Source organism: Phenylobacterium sp. (genome assembly GCF_016793225.1).
Lineage (GTDB): Bacteria > Pseudomonadota > Alphaproteobacteria > Caulobacterales > Caulobacteraceae > Phenylobacterium.
This window is the reverse complement of the sequence record NZ_JAEUMN010000052.1, coordinates 1-18226: the sequence shown is the minus strand read 5'-3', so window position 1 is coordinate 18226 and position 18226 is coordinate 1. Positions and strand designations below refer to the sequence as shown.

Genomic DNA, 18226 nt, shown 5'->3' with positions numbered 1-18226 from the left:
CCGGCAACGTCGACTACGCCATGACGCTGTGCGAGGGGCTCGCCCGCGACCGCGCCGAGACCGAGGGCCCGAGCCTGGACCGCGCCTACAGCCTGGCGCTGAAGCTCGCCGCGCAGAAGCCCGCGCCGGGCAACAAGATCCTGAGCGAGGTGCTGGGCCGCGCCTGCGACTTCGAAGCGGTGGAACGCCTGGGCAGTTTCGCAGAGATGGGGCGCAGCTTCGCCGGGAGCGGACGGCACGCGGGTCTCCTGGATCAGCTTCCGCGGGTGGTGGACGACGCCGACCGGCTGGAACTGCTGGCGCAGCACCGTCTCTGGGGCCGGAACACCGAGGCCTGGGCCGTGCGCGCGCCGATCTCGCGGCGGGCGCCGCGGCCGCCCGACGGCCGGCTGCGCCTGGGCTTCCTTTCGTCGGACCTCCGGCGGCATGCCGTCGGCTACTTCGCCCTCCCGCTGTTCGAGCATCGGGATCCGCGCTTCGACCTGCATGTCTACTCGTTCTACCCAGGCCGGGAGGACGACGTTCAGGCGCGCGTCCGGGCGGGCGCGGCGGCCTTCCGCAGCCTGCCTCACCTGTCGGCCCGGGACGCCGCCCAGGCGATCGCGGACGACCAGCTGGACCTCCTCATCGAACTGGGCGGCTCGACGCAGCACAACCGGATCGAGGTCATGGCCTTCCAGCCCGCGCCCCGGCTGGCGAGCTGGCTGGGCTATCCGCACTCGGTCGGGCTCTCCAACATCGACTGGATGATCTGCGACCCGCTGAACGCGCCGCAGCGCGCCGAGCTGATGATCGAGCGCCCGCTGCCGCTGCCCACCTCGTGGATCACGCTGGGCGAGCACGCCTTCACCGACGGGACGCCCGTGACCGAGGCGCCGCCGTCCGCCCGAAACGGCTTCGTCACCTTCGGCACCGCCAACAACCCCTACAAGTACAACCGCCGGACGCTGCAGGCCTGGGCGCGCGTGGTGGCGGCCGTGCCGGGAAGCCGGTTCATGGTGGTGCGCCCCGAGGCCGCCTCGGCCGCCTTCCGCGCCAACATCGAGCGGGCCTTCGCGGCCGAGGGCGTGGACGCGGGCCGGCTCCTCTGGCGCGCCGTTCGCGGCGAGCATCTTGCCCATCTGAACGACGTCGACGTCTGCCTCGACACCTTCCCGCTGACCGGCGGCACGACGACGACCGAGAGCCTCTGGATGGGCGTGCCGGTCGTGAGCCTTGCGGGGCCCGCCTTCTACGAGCGCCTCTCCCGATCCATCCTGACGAACGCCGGGCTCGGCGACCTCTGCGCCGACGATATCGAAGGCTACCAAGCCACCGCGATGGCGATCGCGGCCGACGAACCGCGGCGGCGCGAGCTGCGCCGGACCCTGCGCGCCGGCCTGCGGAACGGCCCCCTGGGCCGCACGGCGGAATGGGCGCGCGACTTCTACGAGACCGTGTGGACGGCGGTGCGGGGATCGCCGGAAGGCCGGGGCTGAGACGCGCCGGGAGGAACCGGTCGGGCTTGAGCGTGTTCGCTGCGGTCGAGCCGGGAGTCGCGCGCCTGGACCTCGCCGCGGCCGGCCCGCCGCAGACGGCCGACCGGAGCCCGGATGTTCGAGTTCTCCAGCTACCACTTCCTCCTGGCGGCCGTCGGGCTGGCGATCATCCTCGCCTACTGGCTGCCGCGCTTCGTGTCCGGCCGCGAGCCCGCGGCGTCGGCGCTCCTGATCGGGCTGGGCTGGCTGCTGTTCGGCTGGATCGAGGGCGGCCCCGAGGCGATCAGCCCGACCGCCGCGCCCAAGCCCTGGGAAGTGGTCAGCGAGCTCTGCGTCATCGTGGGCCTGTTCGGCGTGGGCCTGCGCATCGACCGCGTCTTCGACCTGCCGCGATGGGGGCCGACCATCCGACTGCTGGCCATCGCCATGCCGCTGACGATCCTGGGCGTCGCCGCGCTGGGGTGGCAGGCGGCCGGCATGACCCTGGCGGGCGCGCTGTTGCTGGGCTCGGTCCTCGCGCCGACCGACCCCGTGCTGGCCGGCGACGTCCAGGTGGGGCGGCCTACCGAGGGGGGCGAGCACCCCGTCCGCTTCACGCTCACCACCGAGGCCGGGCTGAACGACGGGCTCGCGTTTCCCTTCGTCCACCTGAGCCTCGCCCTGGGCGCAGCCGCCCTGACCCCGCAGCTGCTCGGCGACTGGGCGGCGCTGGACGTGGCCTATCGCATCGTCGTGGGCGTGGTCTGCGGCGTCGGGGTCGGCTGGCTGCTGGGCAAGGTGCTGTTCGAATTCCCGCGCGAGAACGCCCTCGCCGAGACCGAGGCCGGCGTGTTCGCGCTGGCCGGGGTCTTCGTCGCCTACGGCGTGACCGAGCTGGCCGAGGGCTATGGCTTCATCGCCGCCTTCGTGGCCGGAGTCAGCCTGCGGCGCGTGGAGTCGGAGCACGCCTTCCACGTCCGGCTGCACGACTTCTCCGAGACGATCGAGCACGCGCTGACGGCCATGCTCCTGATCGGCCTGGGGGCGGCGATGCCGGTGCTCTTGAGCGCGCTCGACGCGACAGGGGTCCTGATCGCCCTGGCGCTGGTCCTAGTGATCCGGCCGGTCGCCGGGCTGGCTTCGCTGGCCGGATCGCGGCTGCGCGGGCGCGAGCGGCTGGTGGTCGCCTTCTACGGGGTGCGCGGGGTCGGCTCGATCTACTACCTGAGCTACGCGGGCAGCCACATGGAGCTCAAGAACGAGGCCGAGCTCTGGGCGATCACGGCCCTCACGGTCCTCGTCTCGACAGTCCTGCACGGCTTCTCCGCCGCCTTCGCGGTCGAGCGCGCCACGGGCGAGAAGCAGACCGACTGAGGCCCTACAGCCGGAAATACTCCTTGAGCAGGTCGTCCGGCCGGGGCTGGAAGGCCAGGTCCGTCCCGCTCGAGCGGAACGCGATCACGCCCGCCGGCACGGTCTTGTTCACCGCGCTCGTCCCCTGGCTCAGGACCGCGTCGTCGCCGATCACCGAGCGGCCGATCACGGCGCAGTTGGGGTAGATCACCACCCGCTCGCCGATCACCGGGATCTGGTCCTTGTGCCGGCCCACGGTCGAATTCTGGTAGAGCACCAGGTAGTTCCCGTAGGTGGCCTTGGCGAGCACGATGCCCACCGAGTGGCCGATGTAGAACACCGGCGGCATCTGGATCTCGTAGAACAGGTCGATGCCGTTCAGCGCCTTGTTCATCAGGAAAAGGCGCGTCGCCGCCGCCGTCTCGCCCGAGCGCCGGTACATGGTGTTCGAGAGGTAGTAGAGGAAAATGCAGTGCTGCGAGCTTTGCAGCACGTTGAACTGGTCGGGACGCCAGGGGGCGCAGGCGTTGATGCACACGTGCATCCGCTCGAGCGCCTCGTCGATGTGGGCGTCCACCGCCTTGCGGAACTCGCCCTCGCGGCCGTCGGGCACGATGGCGGCGCACTGGGCGGTCAGGTAGCCGATCAGGCTCTCGCGGGTGTGGTCGAGCAGCTTCACGCGGACAGCCCCTCCAGGTAGGCGGCGATCACATCCTCCACCGGCCGCGCCGCGACGCCAAGGCCGGCGAGGCGCTCCACCGAGGCGTTGGGCGGCGGCGGCGGGCTGGCGTCGCGCGCGAACTTCACCCAGAAGCCACGGGCCTCGAAGCAGCGGGCGATCTCGGCGTTGGTGGTGAGCCGGCCGGCGGCGACGTTGTAGACGCCCTCCCCCCGCTCGGCGATGGCGATCAGGGCCGCGACCGTGTCGTCGAGGTGGATGTAGTCGCGGGCGATGTTGGGGCTCGAGTCGAGCGCGAGGTCGCGGGTCGACCGCGCCTGGATCAGCCACTCGGAGAGGAACCCCGGGGCGCCGTCGGCCCAGTCGTAGACGTTCGACAGCCGCGCCACGGCGCCGCGGCCGCCCGAACGCGCCAGGGTCAGGTTCTCGCCCAGCGCCTTGGAGAGGTCGTAGACGCGGCGGGGATCGGCCGGGTCGAAGACCAGGGGCTCGGCCTCGTGGACCAGGTCCTTGCGCTGGCCGTCGTAGAGCCGCGTCGAGGAGCAGTAGACCAGCCGTTCGAAGCGCCCGGCCTCGATGAGGCGGCTCACCAGGGTGGCGTGCGCCTCGACGGTGTCGAACGGGCGGCGGTCGTAGTCGGCGGTGAGGCCGGCGCAGTAGAAGACCGTCCCAAGGTCGCGGGTCAGGAGATCGGGATCGCCCTTCGAGGGCGCCCAGACGTCCCAGCCGTCGGCCGTGAGCCGCGTGACAAGCCGGGCTCCGACGAACCCGGCCGCGCCGACGACGGTGGCGGTTCTGGCGGTCATGAGCCCGCCCCGCCGATCGCGCCGAACCCGCGACCGATCCTCCCCCGCAGGGGTCGGAGGGGGGCGGCCCGCGGCGCCAGCGCCCCCTCCACCGGGCTTCGCCCGGTCCCCCTCCCCTTGCAGGGGAGGACCGGGGCGGCGGCGGCCATTAGAGCCCGCCCAGGGGGTGGTGGAGCTTGGGATCCTTGTGGCGCAGGTACTTGGGGCTGACGCCCTTGACGATCGAATAGCCGGGCGCGTCGAACACCTTCGGGTCCTTTACCGCCACCATGTTGAAGCCGTGCGGCGGCCCTTCCAGGTAGATGTCGTCCATGGGGATCAGCTCGATCGGCTTGCCCGCCAGGTCGTAGTTCGAGTTGAAGTCGCGCAGGCCGTAAAGCGTGTAGCCGTGGCCGGTGAGCAGCTTCGCGATCTCGGTGTTCGCCAGCCCGTTCGACCAATCGACGTAGTGGCGGTGGACCTCGAACAGGATGGCCGGCGCCTGCCCGGCCGGCTGGGCCAGGAACGACGCCGCGCCCTTGAGCGCGCCCAGCTCGGCGCCCTCGATGTCGAGGACGATCAGGTCGAGGCGGTCGACCCCGGCGGCCGCCAGGTAGTCGGCGATGGTCACCGTCCGGAACGTGTCGTCGCCGGCTTGCGCCACCTCGGCGTTGGCGAAGCTGTCGTAGCCGACCAGCTTCAGGTTGGTGGTGGAGTCGTGCCAGAGCCCCTCGGGCCGCGGCCGGATGTTGGACAGCCCGTTCAGCTCGGCGTTCTTCATCAGCATGCCGCGCTGCTGGGTGTTGGGCTCGAAGGCGTGGACGACGCCGCCGTTCCCGGCGATCTCGCGGGCGATCAGCACGGCGTGGTCGCCGAAGTAGGCGCCGCCGATGACCACGTCCTTCGCCCCCTTGGCGAGGTTCACCAGGATGCGGCTGGTCATCGGCTCCCACGCGTGGTCGGGCGCCTCGGGCTCGGACATCACGAAGTCGCGGGCGATCTTCGAGCGGTAGAGGAACTCGAACATGACCCCGCTGGACAGCATCTTCCGCACGACCTGGTCGTCGTCGTAGAGCGCATCCACCAGGGGGCCGGTGAGCGTCTCGCGCACGTCGACGCCGGGCGCTTCGATCGCGTGCTCGAAGGCGATGAGCTGGCGGATGAAGGCGGCGCGCCAGTCGTCCACTTCGCCGATGCGGGCGAGGGCTTCGAGCGCCTTGGGGTCGGGCATGAAATCCAGTCCGTGTGTTGCGGGGCCTCTCTAGCGCGGATTCTCCGCGAGGTGGAGGCTGGGCGGGCTTCACCTCGGTGAGGCGGCAGCGCCGGTGTTTGGAACCACGGGTCGTCTCCCCGCGGCTGCCACCCCGGTTTTCGCGCATCGGAAGACCGGGCGTTCCCGGGACGGCAGGTCCATGGGCGGGGCCAGGCGGCCGCTGACGGCGTCGCGGTTGCGCGCCGCGGCGAGGGCTTCGCTCGCGGGTCGCTTCGCGGCGCCAGCTTGCCCGCTTCACGCCGCTTGCCTCCGGGCCCAGTCGCATGCGAGGCCGGGGCACCTTGGGAACTGAGAGTGGACGCGTGACCCGGAGAGCGCCCAGGCCGGGCCCGGCCGTCGGCCCGTCGCGACGGGAGATCCTGTTCGATAGCGCCGCCCGGCAGCTCAACCGCGACGGGGTCCGCGACACCATGCTGCATGACCTGGCGGCCGGGCTGAGCCTGAGCCGCGCCGCGCTTTACTACTACATCGACGACCGCGAGGACCTGGTGTTCCAGGTTTACCGCCGCTCGTGCGAGCTTCTGGCGCGCGCGCTGGGTCAGGCGGTGAACGAGGAGCGCGGCGCGCTAGGCGTCGTGCAGGGCTTCGCGTCACGCATCCTGGCGCCCGGGCAGCCGCAGATCGCGGCCATGACCGAGCTGGGCCTGCTGCGGGAGGACGACCGCGCGACCGTGCTCGCGCTGTTCGAGGGCGTGGTGGCGCGGCTGGGCGATGTGCTGGACGCCGGTATGAAGCGGGGCGAGATTCGGCCGCTGGAGTCCGACATCGTCGCGCGCACGCTGATCAGCATGATCCACAGCGTGCCCCAGATCTTCAACTTCCCGACGGCGCTGGGCGCGGAGGGGGAGGGCGACTTCATCGCCCTGCTGAAGACGGTGATGGCGCACGGATGGGCGTCCGACCGCCGGCGTGTGATCCGGCCGCTCGCCATCGATCTCGATCCCCTCCGCGCGGCGCGGGTCTCGGCCTTCGACCGGCAGGGCCTGGCCGCCTCGAAGCGCGAACAGATCCTCATCGCCGCGTCCGACCTCTTCAACCGCAAGGGCGTGGACGCAACCTCCATGGACGACATCGCCGCGGTCCTGGGGGCCACCAAGCGGACCCTGTATCAGCATGTGGGCGACAAGCGCGCGTTGGTGACCGCGTGCCTGGAGCGATCATTCGCCATCACCGCGGCCATCCAGGCCCAGGGCGAGGCCCACCAGGCCGCCGGCGCCAAGGCGCTGGATGTCATGATCGCCGTCCTGCGCGCCTCGGCCGAAACCTGGCTGTGCGACGACATCATTCCGATGCGGGTGGGACGCGGCTTCGACGCCCACGACCCGGCCGACAAAGCGCGGCTGGCCGACTATATCGACGGGCTGGGCCAGAGGTTCCTCGGCTACGCGGAGCGCCTGCGCGAGCAGGGCGAGATCCGCCCCGAGATCGACGTCGTCGCCCTGCTCCCGGTCTTTCCGACGGTGGCCGCCTGGCTGTCGAAGGGGCTGGTGCACATCCCCCCGCCCCAGCGCCCGTTCGTCGCGGCCGAGGTCGTCGACGTGCACCGCCTGGGAATCGCCCCCCTCTGAGGATTGACTCTGCGCTGGACAATGACACCCAAGTGTAAAATCACTTGGCGTCGCCCTGCGGTACGGTGGTATACGACACCCTAGTGTCAAAAAATGACCGGGGGGACGTTCGGATGGGTTTCAGGGTTTCAGGCCGCGCGGCCGGCGTTCGCGGGGCCCTGCTGTGCGGCGTCGCGCTCATGGGGGCGCCTGCAGCGGCGCTGGCGGCCGAGGAGTCCGCCACGACGGTCGACGAGGTCGTTGTGACCGTCCGCCACCGCGAGGAGAACCTGCAGAGGGTGCCCGCCGCCGTGGCCGCCGTCTCGGGCGAGTTCCTGGAGAAGACCAACACCACCGGGATCGCCGAGCTGGTCCGCTTCGTACCCAGCCTGCAGTTCCAGTTCGTCAATCCCCGCAACTCGCAGATCAACATCCGCGGCCTGGGCAACGCGGTCGGTCTGGCCAATGACGGGCTGGACCCCGGCGTCGGCTTCTATGTGGACGGGGTCTACTACAACCGCTCGGCCACGGCCTCGTTCGACCTGATCGACCTGCAGAGCGTGCAGGTCCTGAACGGCCCGCAGGGCACTCTCTACGGCAAGAACACCACCGCCGGCGCGGTGAGCGTGACCACGGCCAGCCCGTCGTTCGAGCCCGGCGCGACCGTCGAAGGCGGAGTCGGCAACTACGGATTCTACCAGCTGAAGGGCTCGCTCACCGGCCCGATCGTGGCCGACCGGGTCGCCGCGCGACTGTCGATCTCGAGGACCTCGCGCGACGGCTACCAGGTCAACGCCGTCGACGGAAAGCGGATCAACGACTACGACAACCTGACCGTCCGCGGCCAGACGCTCTTCGTGCTGTCGGACGACGTCCGGCTGCGGGTGATCGCCGACTACAGCCGCCAGCACACCCACTGCTGTTCCGCCCTGATCACCGATCTCTTCACGCCGCCGTCGGGCGCGAGCTTCACCGCGCTGTCGGCCCAGTTCGGCTCGACGCCGCGACTCGGCCGGGTGCAGGTGGACTCACCGGTGAAGGCCAACCAGGACACCGGCGGCCTCTCCGCCGAGATGACCTGGAGGATGCCCCACGCGGTGCTGACGTCGATCACGGCGTGGCGCTACTGGGATTGGCGGCCGGCCAGCGACCTCTTCCAGAGCGCCCTGGACGACGTCCGCCAGTCGGCGGTCGAGGATGACCAGGAGCAGTTCAGCCAGGAACTGCGCATCGCCTCCGTCGGCGAGAACAGGCTGGACTATGTGGCCGGCCTCTTCGCCTGGCACGAGGTCCTGGAGGCCCGCGCGGTGACCGAGTTCGGCAGCGCCGCCACCGCGGCGCTCGTCAACCGCGCCCTGCCGGCCCTGATCCTCAATGGCTACAGGCAGAACAGCACCGCCAAGTACAACACCACCAGCTACGCCGCCTTCGGGCAGCTGACCTGGCACGCGACCGAGGCGCTGAGCCTCACGGGCGGCCTCCGCTATACGTCCGACCGCAAGCGCGGAACCTACGACGCGGTGACGTCGGGCGGCGCGCCGCTGCTGGGCCCGTTGGCCGCCTTTGCACCCATCCGCGCGGCCCTCGGGTCGGCCAGGTCCTACACCGTGCGCGTCAAGGACGGGGCCTGGAGCGGCCACCTCGACGCCGCCTACCAGGTCAACGAGGACGTGCTGGTCTATGGCTCGTACTCGCGGGGCTCCCGCTCGAACGGCCTGAACCTGAATCAGCTGCCTCCCGGCGCGACCCCGATCGTGAAGCCCGAGACCATCGACGCCTTCGAGGTGGGGGTGAAGTCGCGGCTGTTCGATCGCCGCCTCACCCTGAACGCCGATGTCTTCCACCAGACCGACAAGGACTACCAGGCCAACACCGTCGATCCGGCGATCCTGCGCCTGTATCTCGCGAACGTGCCGAAGGTGCGGTCGAAGGGCTTCGAGGTGACGGCGTCGGGCCGCGTCGGCGACAGCCTCGATCTGTACGGCGCGCTGACCTACAACAAGGCCACCATCGTGCGTTTCCCGAACGGGCTGTGCCCCATCGAGACGCCGCTGCCCGCGCCGCCGACGTGCAGCTTCAACGGCGCGGAACTTGCCGGGACGCCGAAGTGGACGATGGCTCTGGGGTTCGAATACCGGCGCCCCGTGTCGGTGGCCGGCCGAGAGGCCGAAGTCTACCTGGGCGCCGACGACAGCTACCGCTCGGGCTTCAGCAACGATCCCACCAACACGATCTATGGTCGGCTGCCGTCGCGGAATCTGATCAATGCGCGCCTGGGCCTCCGGGCCGCCGACCGCAACTGGGACGCCTATGTCTGGGGCAAGAACCTCGGGGACGTGGACTACTTCAACTCCCTGACCCCGATCGCCTCGGGCTACATCATCGGCTTCAAGGGCGACCCTCGCACCTACGGCGCCACCCTGCGGCTCAAGTACTAGGCATGCGCCGACGGCTCACCGTCCTCGCCGCGGGCCTGGCGGTCGCGGCCGGCCTCGCCGCGCCCGCGCCCGCGGCCGACTTCCGGCCGCTGGGCGCCTACGTCGAAAGCCTTCCCGACGGCGGCAAGCGTCCCGGCGCCAGCGTGCTCGTGCTCCGGAACGGCCGCGAGCTCTTCTACGCTCAGGCCGGGATGGCCGACCTGGAGGCCGGCAGGCCGATCCGGCGCGACACGCTCTTCCGCGTCTACTCGATGACCAAGCCGGTGACGGCGGCGGCGGTGATGATCCTCGTGGACGAGGGCAAGCTGCGCCTGGACGATCCGGTCACGAACTACATACCCGAGTTCCGCGAACTGCGGGTCTTCAAGGGCATGGACGGCGACCGGATGCTGACCGACCCGGCCGGTCCGATGACCGTGGAGAACCTGCTCACCCACACCGCCGGCTTCAGCTACGCCTTCCAGTCGGGGCCCGTCGCCAGCCTCTACAAGAAGACGCCCCTGGCCGGCGACGTCTGGCGCTTCGACCCGGCGTTCAAGGGCGGCGACGCGTTCGCCCGCACCCTGGCCGGCCTGCCGCTCGTAGCCCAGCCGGGCGAGCGATGGCACTACAGCATGGCCCTGGACGTCGCGGCCCTTGTGGTCCAGCGGGCGTCGGGCGTCGCGTTCGAGACCTTTGCGCGAGACCGGATCTTCAGGCCGCTGGGCATGGACGACACGGGCTTCTCGGTGCCGCCCGAGAAGGCCCACCGCCTCGCCTCACTGTATCAGGTGTCGCTCAAGGGCGGCCTGCAGAAGACCGACGACGGCGCGACCAGCCCGCTGCTCCATCCGCTGGGCGGCTTCTCGGGCGGCGCGGGCCTGGTCTCCACGATCGACGACTACGCGCGGTTCGCCCGGATGCTGGCCGACGGCGGGACCGGCAACGGCCGCCGGATCCTGTCGCGCCCAGCCGTGGCGGCGATGATGACGAACCACCTCACGCCGGCCCAGCTGGGCGAGATGAAGGCCACCGCCGCCTTCGGGCTCGGGGGACAGGGCGAGGGCCTTGGCTTCGGCTACGGCGGCGCGGTCGTCACCAGCACGGCGGCGCTTGGCGGCCTGGGGTCGGTGGGCGAGTACGCCTGGGGCGGCGCGGCCAGCACCACCTTCTGGATCGATCCGATGCAGAAGGTCATCGTGATCTTCATGACGCAGGTCATTCCGCCCATGGACCGGATCCGCGACCACCTGCGCGAACGGACCTACACGGCGCTCTCCGCGCCCCATCCCCGGAAGTGACCCCCGCGCGGACGCGTCGCCCACAAACGCCCGAAGCGCCGGTTTCGCTGGACTGACCTAGGGGTGGCGCCCCTCTCTGCGGGGCGGCGCAGGCGCGTGGAGGTTGGCGTGAGGCTGGAAGCGAGCGAGGCAGACGAGGCGTTTCGGGCGATGGTGCGGGCGTACTTCGCCACGGAGTACCCGCAGGAGATCCTGGCGAAGCTGGCCAACGGTCAGGTGTTGGAGAAGGCGGACCTGGTGGCCTCGGAGCGGGCCATGAGCGCCAAGGGCTGGCTGGCGCCGGGGTGGCCCGAAGCCTACGGCGGGACGGGCTGGACCGTCTCGCAGCGGTTCATCTTCGACGAGGAACTGGAGCGCGCCGGGGCCCCCAACGTCTCGCCCATGGGCCTGCTGTACGTGGCGCCGGTGATCTACACCTTCGGGACGCAGGCGCAGAAGGACCGCTGGCTGGGCGACATTCTGGCGTCGCGCACCTTCTGGGCGCAGGGCTATTCCGAGCCGGACTCGGGCTCGGACCTCGCTTCGCTGCGCACCCGGGCCGTCCGGGAGGGCGATCACTATGTGGTCGACGGCGTGAAGACCTGGACCAGCAACGGCCACTACGCCGACTGGATCTTCTGCCTCGTCCGCACGTCCGACGAGGGGAAGAAGCAGGCGGGCATCACCTTCCTCTGCATCGACATGGCGACGCCGGGGATCGAGGTGAGGCCGATCATCACGATCGACGGCGGTCACCACCTGAACACCGTGACCTTCACCGGCGTGCGCGTGCCGGTGGAGAACCGGATCGGCGACGAGGGCCTGGGCTGGACCTATGCGCGCCACCTCCTGAACCACGAGCGGACGTCGTACGCCCACGTGGCCGGGAAGCGGCGGCAGCTGCAGGCCCTGCGCCAGGCCGCGGCCCAGGCGCCCTGGGGCGACGAACTGGCGGCGGTCTCGGGGCTGCGCCGCCGCACGGCCGAGACCGAGATCCAGCTGCTGGCCCTGGAGATGACGACGCTGCGGGCGCTCGCGCCCCTGACCAATGGCGAGGCGCCCGGGGACGAGGCCTCGATCATCAAGATCGCCGCCACCGAGACCGCCCAGGCGGTGACCGAGCGGGGGCTGGAGCTGGCCGGGCCGTACGCCCAGCCGTTCTTCGCCGATCGCAGCGGGGCCGGCTGGCGCGACGGGCTGGAGGACATCCCGGCCTTCGCCGCCCCGACCACCGCGAGCTACTTCTTCACCCGGGCCCAGACCATCTACGGCGGCACGACCGAGATCCAGAAGAACATCATCGCGCGCCAACTCGGGCTGTGAGGGAGGCGCCGGTCGTCGGCAAGGGCGCCCTACCCGCCGGTCGCCCAGTCGCGGAGCGCTGACGCAAGGGCGTCCGGTGCGTCGAGGGCCAGGGCGTGGCCGCAGTTGGGGAAGCTGAGGCGGCGCACCGGGGCGTTCACGAGGGCGGCCTCCAGCGCGTCCTGGTAGGCGGGCGGCATCACGGGATCCTCGTCGCCCCCCAGGATCAGCACCGGCGCCGTGACGCGGCCCAGCCCCTGGGTGAAGTCGAGGGCGCGGGTCTCGCGGCCGAAGAAGTCGAACAGCAGCGGGACGTTGGTGACGGTGCGCGCCTCGACGTCGGCGTCCATCTTGCGCGAGGTCGTGTAGAGCCGGCGGCAGTTGGCGACGAAGGCTGCGGTGGTGTCGGGGCCGGGGTTGGCCGCGAAGGCCGCGAAGGCCTCGGCGGCCGCGTCCCCGCCCTGGCGGCGGAACCCCTCGGCGGAGAGGGCCGCGTCGAACCGGGGGCCCGTGCCGGCCATCACCAGGCGCGCGGCGTGGCCGGGATGGCGGATCGCGTAGGCCTGGGTGACGTAGCCGCCGAAAGAGTGGCCGAAGACGATGGGCTTCTCGATGCCGAGCGCCTCGCACACGCCGCGCACGTCGTCGGCCCACTGGTCCATCGTCCAGCGGGCGGGGTCGCCCGGTTCGCTCCGGCCGCAGCCCCGGTGATCGTACACCACAACCTGGGCCACGTCGGCGAGCGCGGCCACCATGGGCAGCATGTGGGCGTGGTCCGTGGGCCCGCCGTGCAGGGCCACCACGGTGGGCCGCTCGACCATGCGCGGCCCGTCCGGCGCCAGCTTCGGACCCAGCACTTCGACGAACAGGCGCACGCCATTGACGGACACGAACATCGGCTTCTCCCCCGGTCGCGGCGGCCCTCGATGCGCCGCTCGCCTTTCGTCGCCCGTGAGGTAACCGATCTGGGCGGGGCGGGGCCAGGGTCCGCACTCCGCGGGCCGCCCCGCCGGCCCCCTTCGGGGCCTGTGGGCAAGCCCGCGAAAGCGCTCGTCCTCCCCTGCAGGGGGAGGACCGAGGCCGCGAGCGGACGGCGGCGTCGCGGAGGGCTTGCGGGATGGACGCATTCCTGCTGAGCAGGCGGCGTCCGGGGTGTGGCCGGACCGCCTGTCTCGGAGACGACCCATGCCCGGCCTTCGCCCCGACATCGATCCCGAGGGGCTGCTGGAATTCTCGGTGGTGTTCACCGACCGGTCGCTGAACCACATGAGCGCGGCGTTCCAGGACGTGATGCGCGACATCACCGGGACGCTGTGCGAGGTGCACCGGGCCGACCGCGCGGTGATCGTCCCGGGCGGCGGCACCTACGCCATGGAGGCCGTGGCGCGCCAGTTCGCGACGGGCCGCAAGGTGCTGGTGGTCCGCAACGGCTTCTTCTCGTACCGCTGGAGCCAGATCTTCGAGGCGGGCGCGATCCCGGCCGAAGAGATCGTGCTGAAGGCGCGCCGCCAGGGCGAGGGGCCCACCGCGCCGTTCGCGCCGCCGCCGATCGAGGAGGTGACGGCGGCGATCCGGCGGGAGCGGCCGCAGGTGGTCTTTGCGCCGCACGTGGAGACCGCGTCCGGGATCATCCTGCCCGACGCCTATGTGGCGGCCGTGGCCGAGGCCACGCACGCGGCGGGCGGGTTGTTCGTGCTGGACGGCGTGGCCTCGGGCTGCGTCTGGGTGGACATGGCGGCGCTGGACGTCGACGTGCTGGTGGGCGCGCCGCAGAAGGGCTGGTCGGCGCCGCCCTCGTCGGGCCTGGTGATGATGCGCGAGGCGGCGCTGGAGGCCTGCCGGGCGGCCAGGTCCACCAGCTTCGCCATCGACCTGGGCAAGTGGCTGACCATCACCGAGGCGTACCTGAACGGCGGCCACGCCTATCACGCCACCATGCCCACCGACGCGCTGCGCACGCTGCGCAATGCGATGGCCGAGGCGCGGTCGATCGGCTTCGAGGCGCTGTGCGCGGCGCAGTGGGACCTGGGCCAGCAGGTGCGGGCGCTGCTGGCGGAACGGCAGATCGCCTCGGTGGCGGCCGAGGGGTTCGGCGCGCCGGGCGTGGTGGTGGCCTACACCGACGATCCCGAGATCCAGACCGGCCGCCGCTTCGCCGCCCAGGGCCTGCAGATCGCCGCCGGCGTGCCGCTGATGGTGGACGAGGGGCCCGACTACCGCAGCTTCCGCCTGGGCCTGTTCGGCCTGGACAAGCTGAAGGACGTTCCGGCCAGCGTGGCCCGCCTGCGTGCGGCGCTGGACGGGGTGGCGGCGGGCGCCCGCTGAGGTCCGGACCCAATTCCAAGTCAGCGGACTGAGTGCGGACCCTACCGGTAGTCGGGATAGCCTGCGTCGCGGTCGGAGATGAGCTGCGGCGGCGCCGGCCAGGCGATGCCGAAAGCGGGGTCGTCCCAGCGGACGCCGGCGTCGTGGCCCGGGGCGAACTTCGGCGCGATCTGGTAGAGGACGTCGGTGTTCGCCTCGAGCGTCAGGAAGCCGTGGGCCACGCCCGCCGGGATGTAGAGCGCCATCAGGTTGTCGGCCGAGAGCTCCTCGGCGGTCCACTGGCGGTGGGTGGGACTGCCCGGCCGCAGGTCGAGCGCCACGTCGAAGATGCGCCCGCGGGTGACCCGCACCAGCTTGGTCTCGGCATGGGGGGCGGGCTGGTAGTGCATGCCGCGCAGCGTTCCCGCGTGCGGATTGCACGAGAGGCTGGTCTGCGCGGGCGAGAACGGAATGCCGGCGGCGGCGAACTCGTCGGGACAGTGCAGGCGGGCGAAGGCGCCGCGCTCGTCACGGTGCGGCTCGGCCGCGACGCGGAAGACGCCGGCCAGCTTGGTGCGCGAAAACTTCAATCTTGAAGCACCTGGGTTTCGGGCGACGCCACGACGAAGCGACCGCCCCAGTCGGCGATGAAGGCGAGCTGCCGCGTGATCTCGTCCTTGAGGTTCCAGGGCAGGATCAGGACGTAGTCGGGGCGCGTGCGGCGCACCGCCTCCGGGCTGCGGATCGGCACGTGGCTGCCGGGCAGGTAGCGGTCCTGCTTGGCGGGATTGGCGTCGTAGACCTCGACGATATCGTCCCGGGTGACGCCGCAGTAGTTGAGGAAGGTGTTGCCCTTGGCCGCCGCGCCATAGGCGGCGATCGCCTTGCCGTCGTCTCGGGCCTCGGCGAGGAAGGCCAGGAAGCTGTCGCGCACCGCCTCCACCCGGGCGGCGAAGCCGTCGTAGGTTTCGATGCGGCCGAGGCCCGCCGCCGCCTCGGCGGCGCGCAGGCTCCGCAGGGCGTCGGTCTCCTCGTGCCCGGAGGCCTGGTGGCAGACGAACAGCCGCAGCGAACCGCCGTGGGTGGACAACAGTTCAACATCGAAGGGCCGCAGGCCATGGGCGTTCAGGACCTGCTCCACGGCGACCAGCGACAGGTACGAGTAGTGCTCGTGGTAGATGGTGTCGAACTGCACCTTCTCGATCAGGTTCAGGAGGTGCGGGAATTCGAAGGTGAGCACGCCCTCGGGCTTCAGGACATGCCGGAAACCGCTCACGAAGGCGTTCAGGTCGGGGACGTGGGCCAGCACGTTGTTGGCGGCCATCAGGTCGGCGCGGTCGCCGCGCGCGGCGAGGTTGGCGCCGGTCTCGGCATTGAAGAACACCACGTCGGTGCGCACGCCGATGGCGCGGGCGGCCTCGGCGGTGTTGGCGGTGGGCTCGACGCCCAGGACGGGGATGTCCTTGGCCAGGAAGTGCTTCAGCAGGTAGCCGTCGTTGCTCGCCACCTCGACCACCAGCGACTCGGGCCCCAGGCCGAACCGCTCGATCATGGCGTCGGCATAGCGCCGGGCGTGCTCGACCCAGCCCGGCGAGAACGAGGAGAAGTAGGCGTAGCCGGCGTCGAAGATCGCCTCGGCCGGCACCTCGTGGTCGGCCTGCACCAGGAAGCAGCGGTCGCAGACGCGGGTGTGCAGCGGGAAGACCGGCTCGTTCTCGGCCGCCAGCTGTTCGGGCGTAAGGTAGCTGTTGGCCAGCGGCTGCAGGCCTAGGTCGAGGAAGGTGCGCGTCAGCGGCGCGCGGCAGAAGCGGCAGGCGGGCGTGGTCATCGGCGCGCTTCGTAGCCTTCGATCTGCTCGACGCATAGCCCGAGGGGGCTCTCGCCGGCGGCCTCACGCGCGTACCAGTCCATGGTGAGCGCCACCGCCTCGGGCGCGTCCAGGCGGCTCTCGAAGCCCAGTGCGCTCCGGGCCAGCCCGGCGTCGATGGCCAGCGCCCTGGCTTCGAGCGAGTTCGGGTCGGGCTCGTGGATCCATGGCTTGCCGCCCAGCGCCTGGACGCCCAGGGTCGCGAGCTCGCCCACCGTGACCTCGGGCCCGCCCGGCCGCGGGCCGAAGTTGACGGCGCGCGGGGCGTCGGGCCGCGTAGCCAGGGCCTCGATCAGCGTGAAGTAGCCCGCCAGGCAGTCCAGGACGTGCTGCCACGGCCGCGTCGCTTCCGGATGGCGCAGGACGACGGCCTCGCCGGCGCGGGCGGCGCGGACGATGTCGGCCACGAGACGATCGCGCGAGAAGTCGCCGCCGCCGATGACGTTGCCGCCGCGCGCCGAGCCCACCGCCACGCCGGGGAAGTAGCTGCGCGCGAAGCTCTGCACCACGATCTCGGCGGCGGCCTTGGAGGCCGAATACGGATCCTTGCCGCCGAGCGGATCGCCTTCCACGAACGCCCGGCCGGAATCGTTGTTGGCGTAGACCTTGTCGGACGTGATGACGAGCACGGCCTGAAGCGCCGGCTGGGCGCGCAGGGCCTGCAGCAGGTGCGCCGTGCCCATGACGTTGGTGTCGAAGGTCCCGACCGGGTCCTCGACCGAGGTGCGCACGATCGCCTGGGCGGCCATGTGGAGCACCAGGTCGAAGCTGCGCCCGCCGACGGCCGCCTCGAGCGCCGCGCGATCGCGGATGTCGAGCAGGTGCGACTGCACCAGGCTGTCGACGCCGGCCAGGGTGAAGAGGCTGGGCTGCTGGTCGGGCGGCAGGGCGACGCTGGTGACCTCCGCCCCCAGGCGCGAGAGCCAGATCGCGGCCCAGGCGCCCTTGAAGCCGGTGTGTCCGGTGAGCAGGACGCGCTTGCCGCGCCAGAAGCCGGCGTCCGGCGCCGCCGCGCTCATCGGCGCCATGGCGCCTCGCCCGAGGCCCAGAGCGCCTCGAGGATGTTCTTGTCGCGCAGGGTGTCCATGGCGGCCCAGAAGCCGTCGTGGCGCCAGGCCATGAGCTCGCCGTCCGCGGCGAGGCCCTCCAGCGGCTCGCGCTCCCAGATGGTGGGGTCGCCGTCGATCCGTTCGAGCACCGAGGGGTCCAGGACGAAGAAGCCGCCGTTGATCAGGCCCTGGTCGCCCGGGGGCTTCTCCACGAAGCGGTCCACGCGGCCGTCGTTGATCTCCAGCGCCCCGAAGCGGCCGGGCGGCGCCACCGCGGTGATGGTGGCGGCCTTGCCGTGGGCCTTGTGGAAGGCGGCCAGCGCCCCGAGGTCCACGTCGGAGACGCCGTCGCCGTAGGTCATGAAGAACGGCTCGCCGGGGTCGAGGTAGCCCGCCACGCGCTTCAGGCGCCCGCCGGTCATGGTGTCGGCGCCGGTCTCCACCAGGGTCACGCGCCACGGCTCATGATTCGTGGCGTGGTACTCGATGGACCCCTTCGCCAGGTCGACGGTGAGGTCGGCGTTGTGCAGCACGTAGTTGGCGAAATACTCCTTCACCACGTAGCCGCGGTAGCCCAGGCAGACGACGAAGTCGTTGAAGCCGTACGACGAGTACAGCTTCATGATGTGCCAGAGGATCGGCCGGCCGCCGATCTCCACCATCGGCTTCGGCCGCAGCTGGGTCTCCTCGGACAAGCGCGTGCCGAGGCCGCCGGCGAGGATCACGGCTTTCATCACTTGGCCTCCACGGATTCGATGGCACGCGCGACGAAGGCGTCGACCCAGCGCTGCGCCTGTCCCAGCGGCGAGCGGCGCACTTGGTCGCGCAGGCCCAGCCGCAAGGCCTGCCGGCGCTCGCGGTCGCCGGCCAGCTTCACCGCAGCGGCGACGTAGTCGTCGTCGGTGTGGGCGCA

Annotated in this window: 15 protein-coding genes and 1 pseudogene; 7 read left to right on the top strand and 9 right to left on the bottom strand. The window is 71.2% G+C overall.

Features of this window, described 5'->3' with window-relative positions; translation table 11 throughout:
- Together JNK30_RS06495 and JNK30_RS06490 are read left to right on the top strand one after the other, a co-directional pair.
- Positions 1-1478, top strand: a pseudogene (locus tag JNK30_RS06495) (hypothetical protein); the annotation flags it as partial.
- A gap of 114 nt (positions 1479-1592) precedes the next feature.
- Positions 1593-2831 (top strand): cation:proton antiporter, encoded by a 1239-nt coding sequence (locus tag JNK30_RS06490; RefSeq protein ID WP_293481244.1) that lies wholly within the window; start codon positions 1593-1595, stop codon positions 2829-2831.
- Between the two features lie 4 nt (positions 2832-2835).
- On the opposite strand, the gene JNK30_RS06485 is transcribed toward JNK30_RS06490, so the two are convergent.
- The 3 genes from JNK30_RS06485 to JNK30_RS06475 form a co-directional block, all read right to left on the bottom strand.
- Positions 2836-3489, bottom strand: a complete 654-nt coding sequence (locus JNK30_RS06485) for a hypothetical protein (protein ID WP_293481243.1) — start codon at positions 3487-3489, stop codon at positions 2836-2838.
- The gene (locus JNK30_RS06480) at positions 3486-4295 is read right to left on the bottom strand and encodes an NAD(P)-dependent oxidoreductase (RefSeq protein ID WP_293481242.1); all 810 of its coding nucleotides are present in this window, start codon (positions 4293-4295) and stop codon (positions 3486-3488) included. The genes JNK30_RS06485 and JNK30_RS06480 overlap by 4 nt, the downstream gene beginning before the upstream one ends.
- 148 nt (positions 4296-4443) lie before the next feature.
- Complete coding sequence (locus tag JNK30_RS06475) at positions 4444-5505, bottom strand: FkbM family methyltransferase (RefSeq protein ID WP_293481241.1); 1062 nt, start codon at positions 5503-5505, stop codon at positions 4444-4446.
- A gap of 344 nt (positions 5506-5849) precedes the next feature.
- Between JNK30_RS06475 and JNK30_RS06470 the strand changes: the two genes are divergently transcribed.
- The 4 genes from JNK30_RS06470 (at position 5850) to JNK30_RS06455 (ending at position 12114) form a co-directional block, all read left to right on the top strand.
- Positions 5850-7115, top strand: coding sequence for a TetR/AcrR family transcriptional regulator (locus JNK30_RS06470; RefSeq protein WP_293481240.1), 1266 nt, complete (start codon positions 5850-5852; stop codon positions 7113-7115).
- 113 nt (positions 7116-7228) lie between these two features.
- Positions 7229-9532, top strand: a complete 2304-nt coding sequence (locus JNK30_RS06465; RefSeq protein WP_293481239.1) for a TonB-dependent receptor — start codon at positions 7229-7231, stop codon at positions 9530-9532.
- 2 nt (positions 9533-9534) lie between these two features.
- Entirely contained in the window at positions 9535-10812 is a 1278-nt protein-coding gene (locus JNK30_RS06460; protein ID WP_293481238.1) for a serine hydrolase, read from the top strand.
- Positions 10813-10920: 108 nt separating this feature from the next.
- On the top strand, positions 10921-12114 hold the full coding sequence (locus JNK30_RS06455) for an acyl-CoA dehydrogenase family protein (RefSeq protein ID WP_293481237.1): 1194 nt from the start codon (positions 10921-10923) through the stop codon (positions 12112-12114).
- A 29-nt stretch (positions 12115-12143) separates the two neighbouring features.
- Here JNK30_RS06455 and JNK30_RS06450 read toward each other — a convergent pair whose 3' ends face one another.
- On the bottom strand, positions 12144-12989 hold the full coding sequence (locus JNK30_RS06450) for an alpha/beta hydrolase (protein ID WP_293481236.1): 846 nt from the start codon (positions 12987-12989) through the stop codon (positions 12144-12146).
- Between the two features lie 289 nt (positions 12990-13278).
- On the opposite strand from JNK30_RS06450, the gene JNK30_RS06445 reads away from it, so the two are divergent.
- Positions 13279-14418 (top strand): aminotransferase class V-fold PLP-dependent enzyme, encoded by a 1140-nt coding sequence (locus tag JNK30_RS06445; protein ID WP_293481235.1) that lies wholly within the window; start codon positions 13279-13281, stop codon positions 14416-14418.
- A 41-nt stretch (positions 14419-14459) separates the two neighbouring features.
- On the opposite strand, the gene JNK30_RS06440 is transcribed toward JNK30_RS06445, so the two are convergent.
- From JNK30_RS06440 to JNK30_RS06420, 5 genes are all read right to left on the bottom strand, one after another.
- Positions 14460-14987: a dTDP-4-dehydrorhamnose 3,5-epimerase family protein gene (locus tag JNK30_RS06440; protein ID WP_293481234.1), complete on the bottom strand. Its 528-nt coding sequence runs from the start codon at positions 14985-14987 to the stop codon at positions 14460-14462.
- On the bottom strand, positions 14984-16225 hold the full coding sequence (locus JNK30_RS06435) for a class I SAM-dependent methyltransferase (RefSeq protein ID WP_293481233.1): 1242 nt from the start codon (positions 16223-16225) through the stop codon (positions 14984-14986). Before JNK30_RS06435 ends, JNK30_RS06440 begins: the two co-directional genes overlap by 4 nt.
- On the bottom strand, positions 16222-17292 hold the full coding sequence (gene rfbG, locus JNK30_RS06430) for a CDP-glucose 4,6-dehydratase (RefSeq protein WP_293481232.1): 1071 nt from the start codon (positions 17290-17292) through the stop codon (positions 16222-16224). Before rfbG ends, JNK30_RS06435 begins: the two co-directional genes overlap by 4 nt.
- A complete protein-coding gene (rfbF, locus tag JNK30_RS06425) occupies positions 17280-18047 on the bottom strand; it encodes a glucose-1-phosphate cytidylyltransferase (protein ID WP_293481231.1) in 768 nt (255 codons plus the stop codon). The genes rfbG and rfbF overlap by 13 nt, the downstream gene beginning before the upstream one ends.
- Positions 18047-18226: hypothetical protein (locus JNK30_RS06420; protein WP_293481230.1), on the bottom strand; the 180-nt coding region annotated here is incomplete at its 5' end. The genes rfbF and JNK30_RS06420, both read right to left, overlap by 1 nt.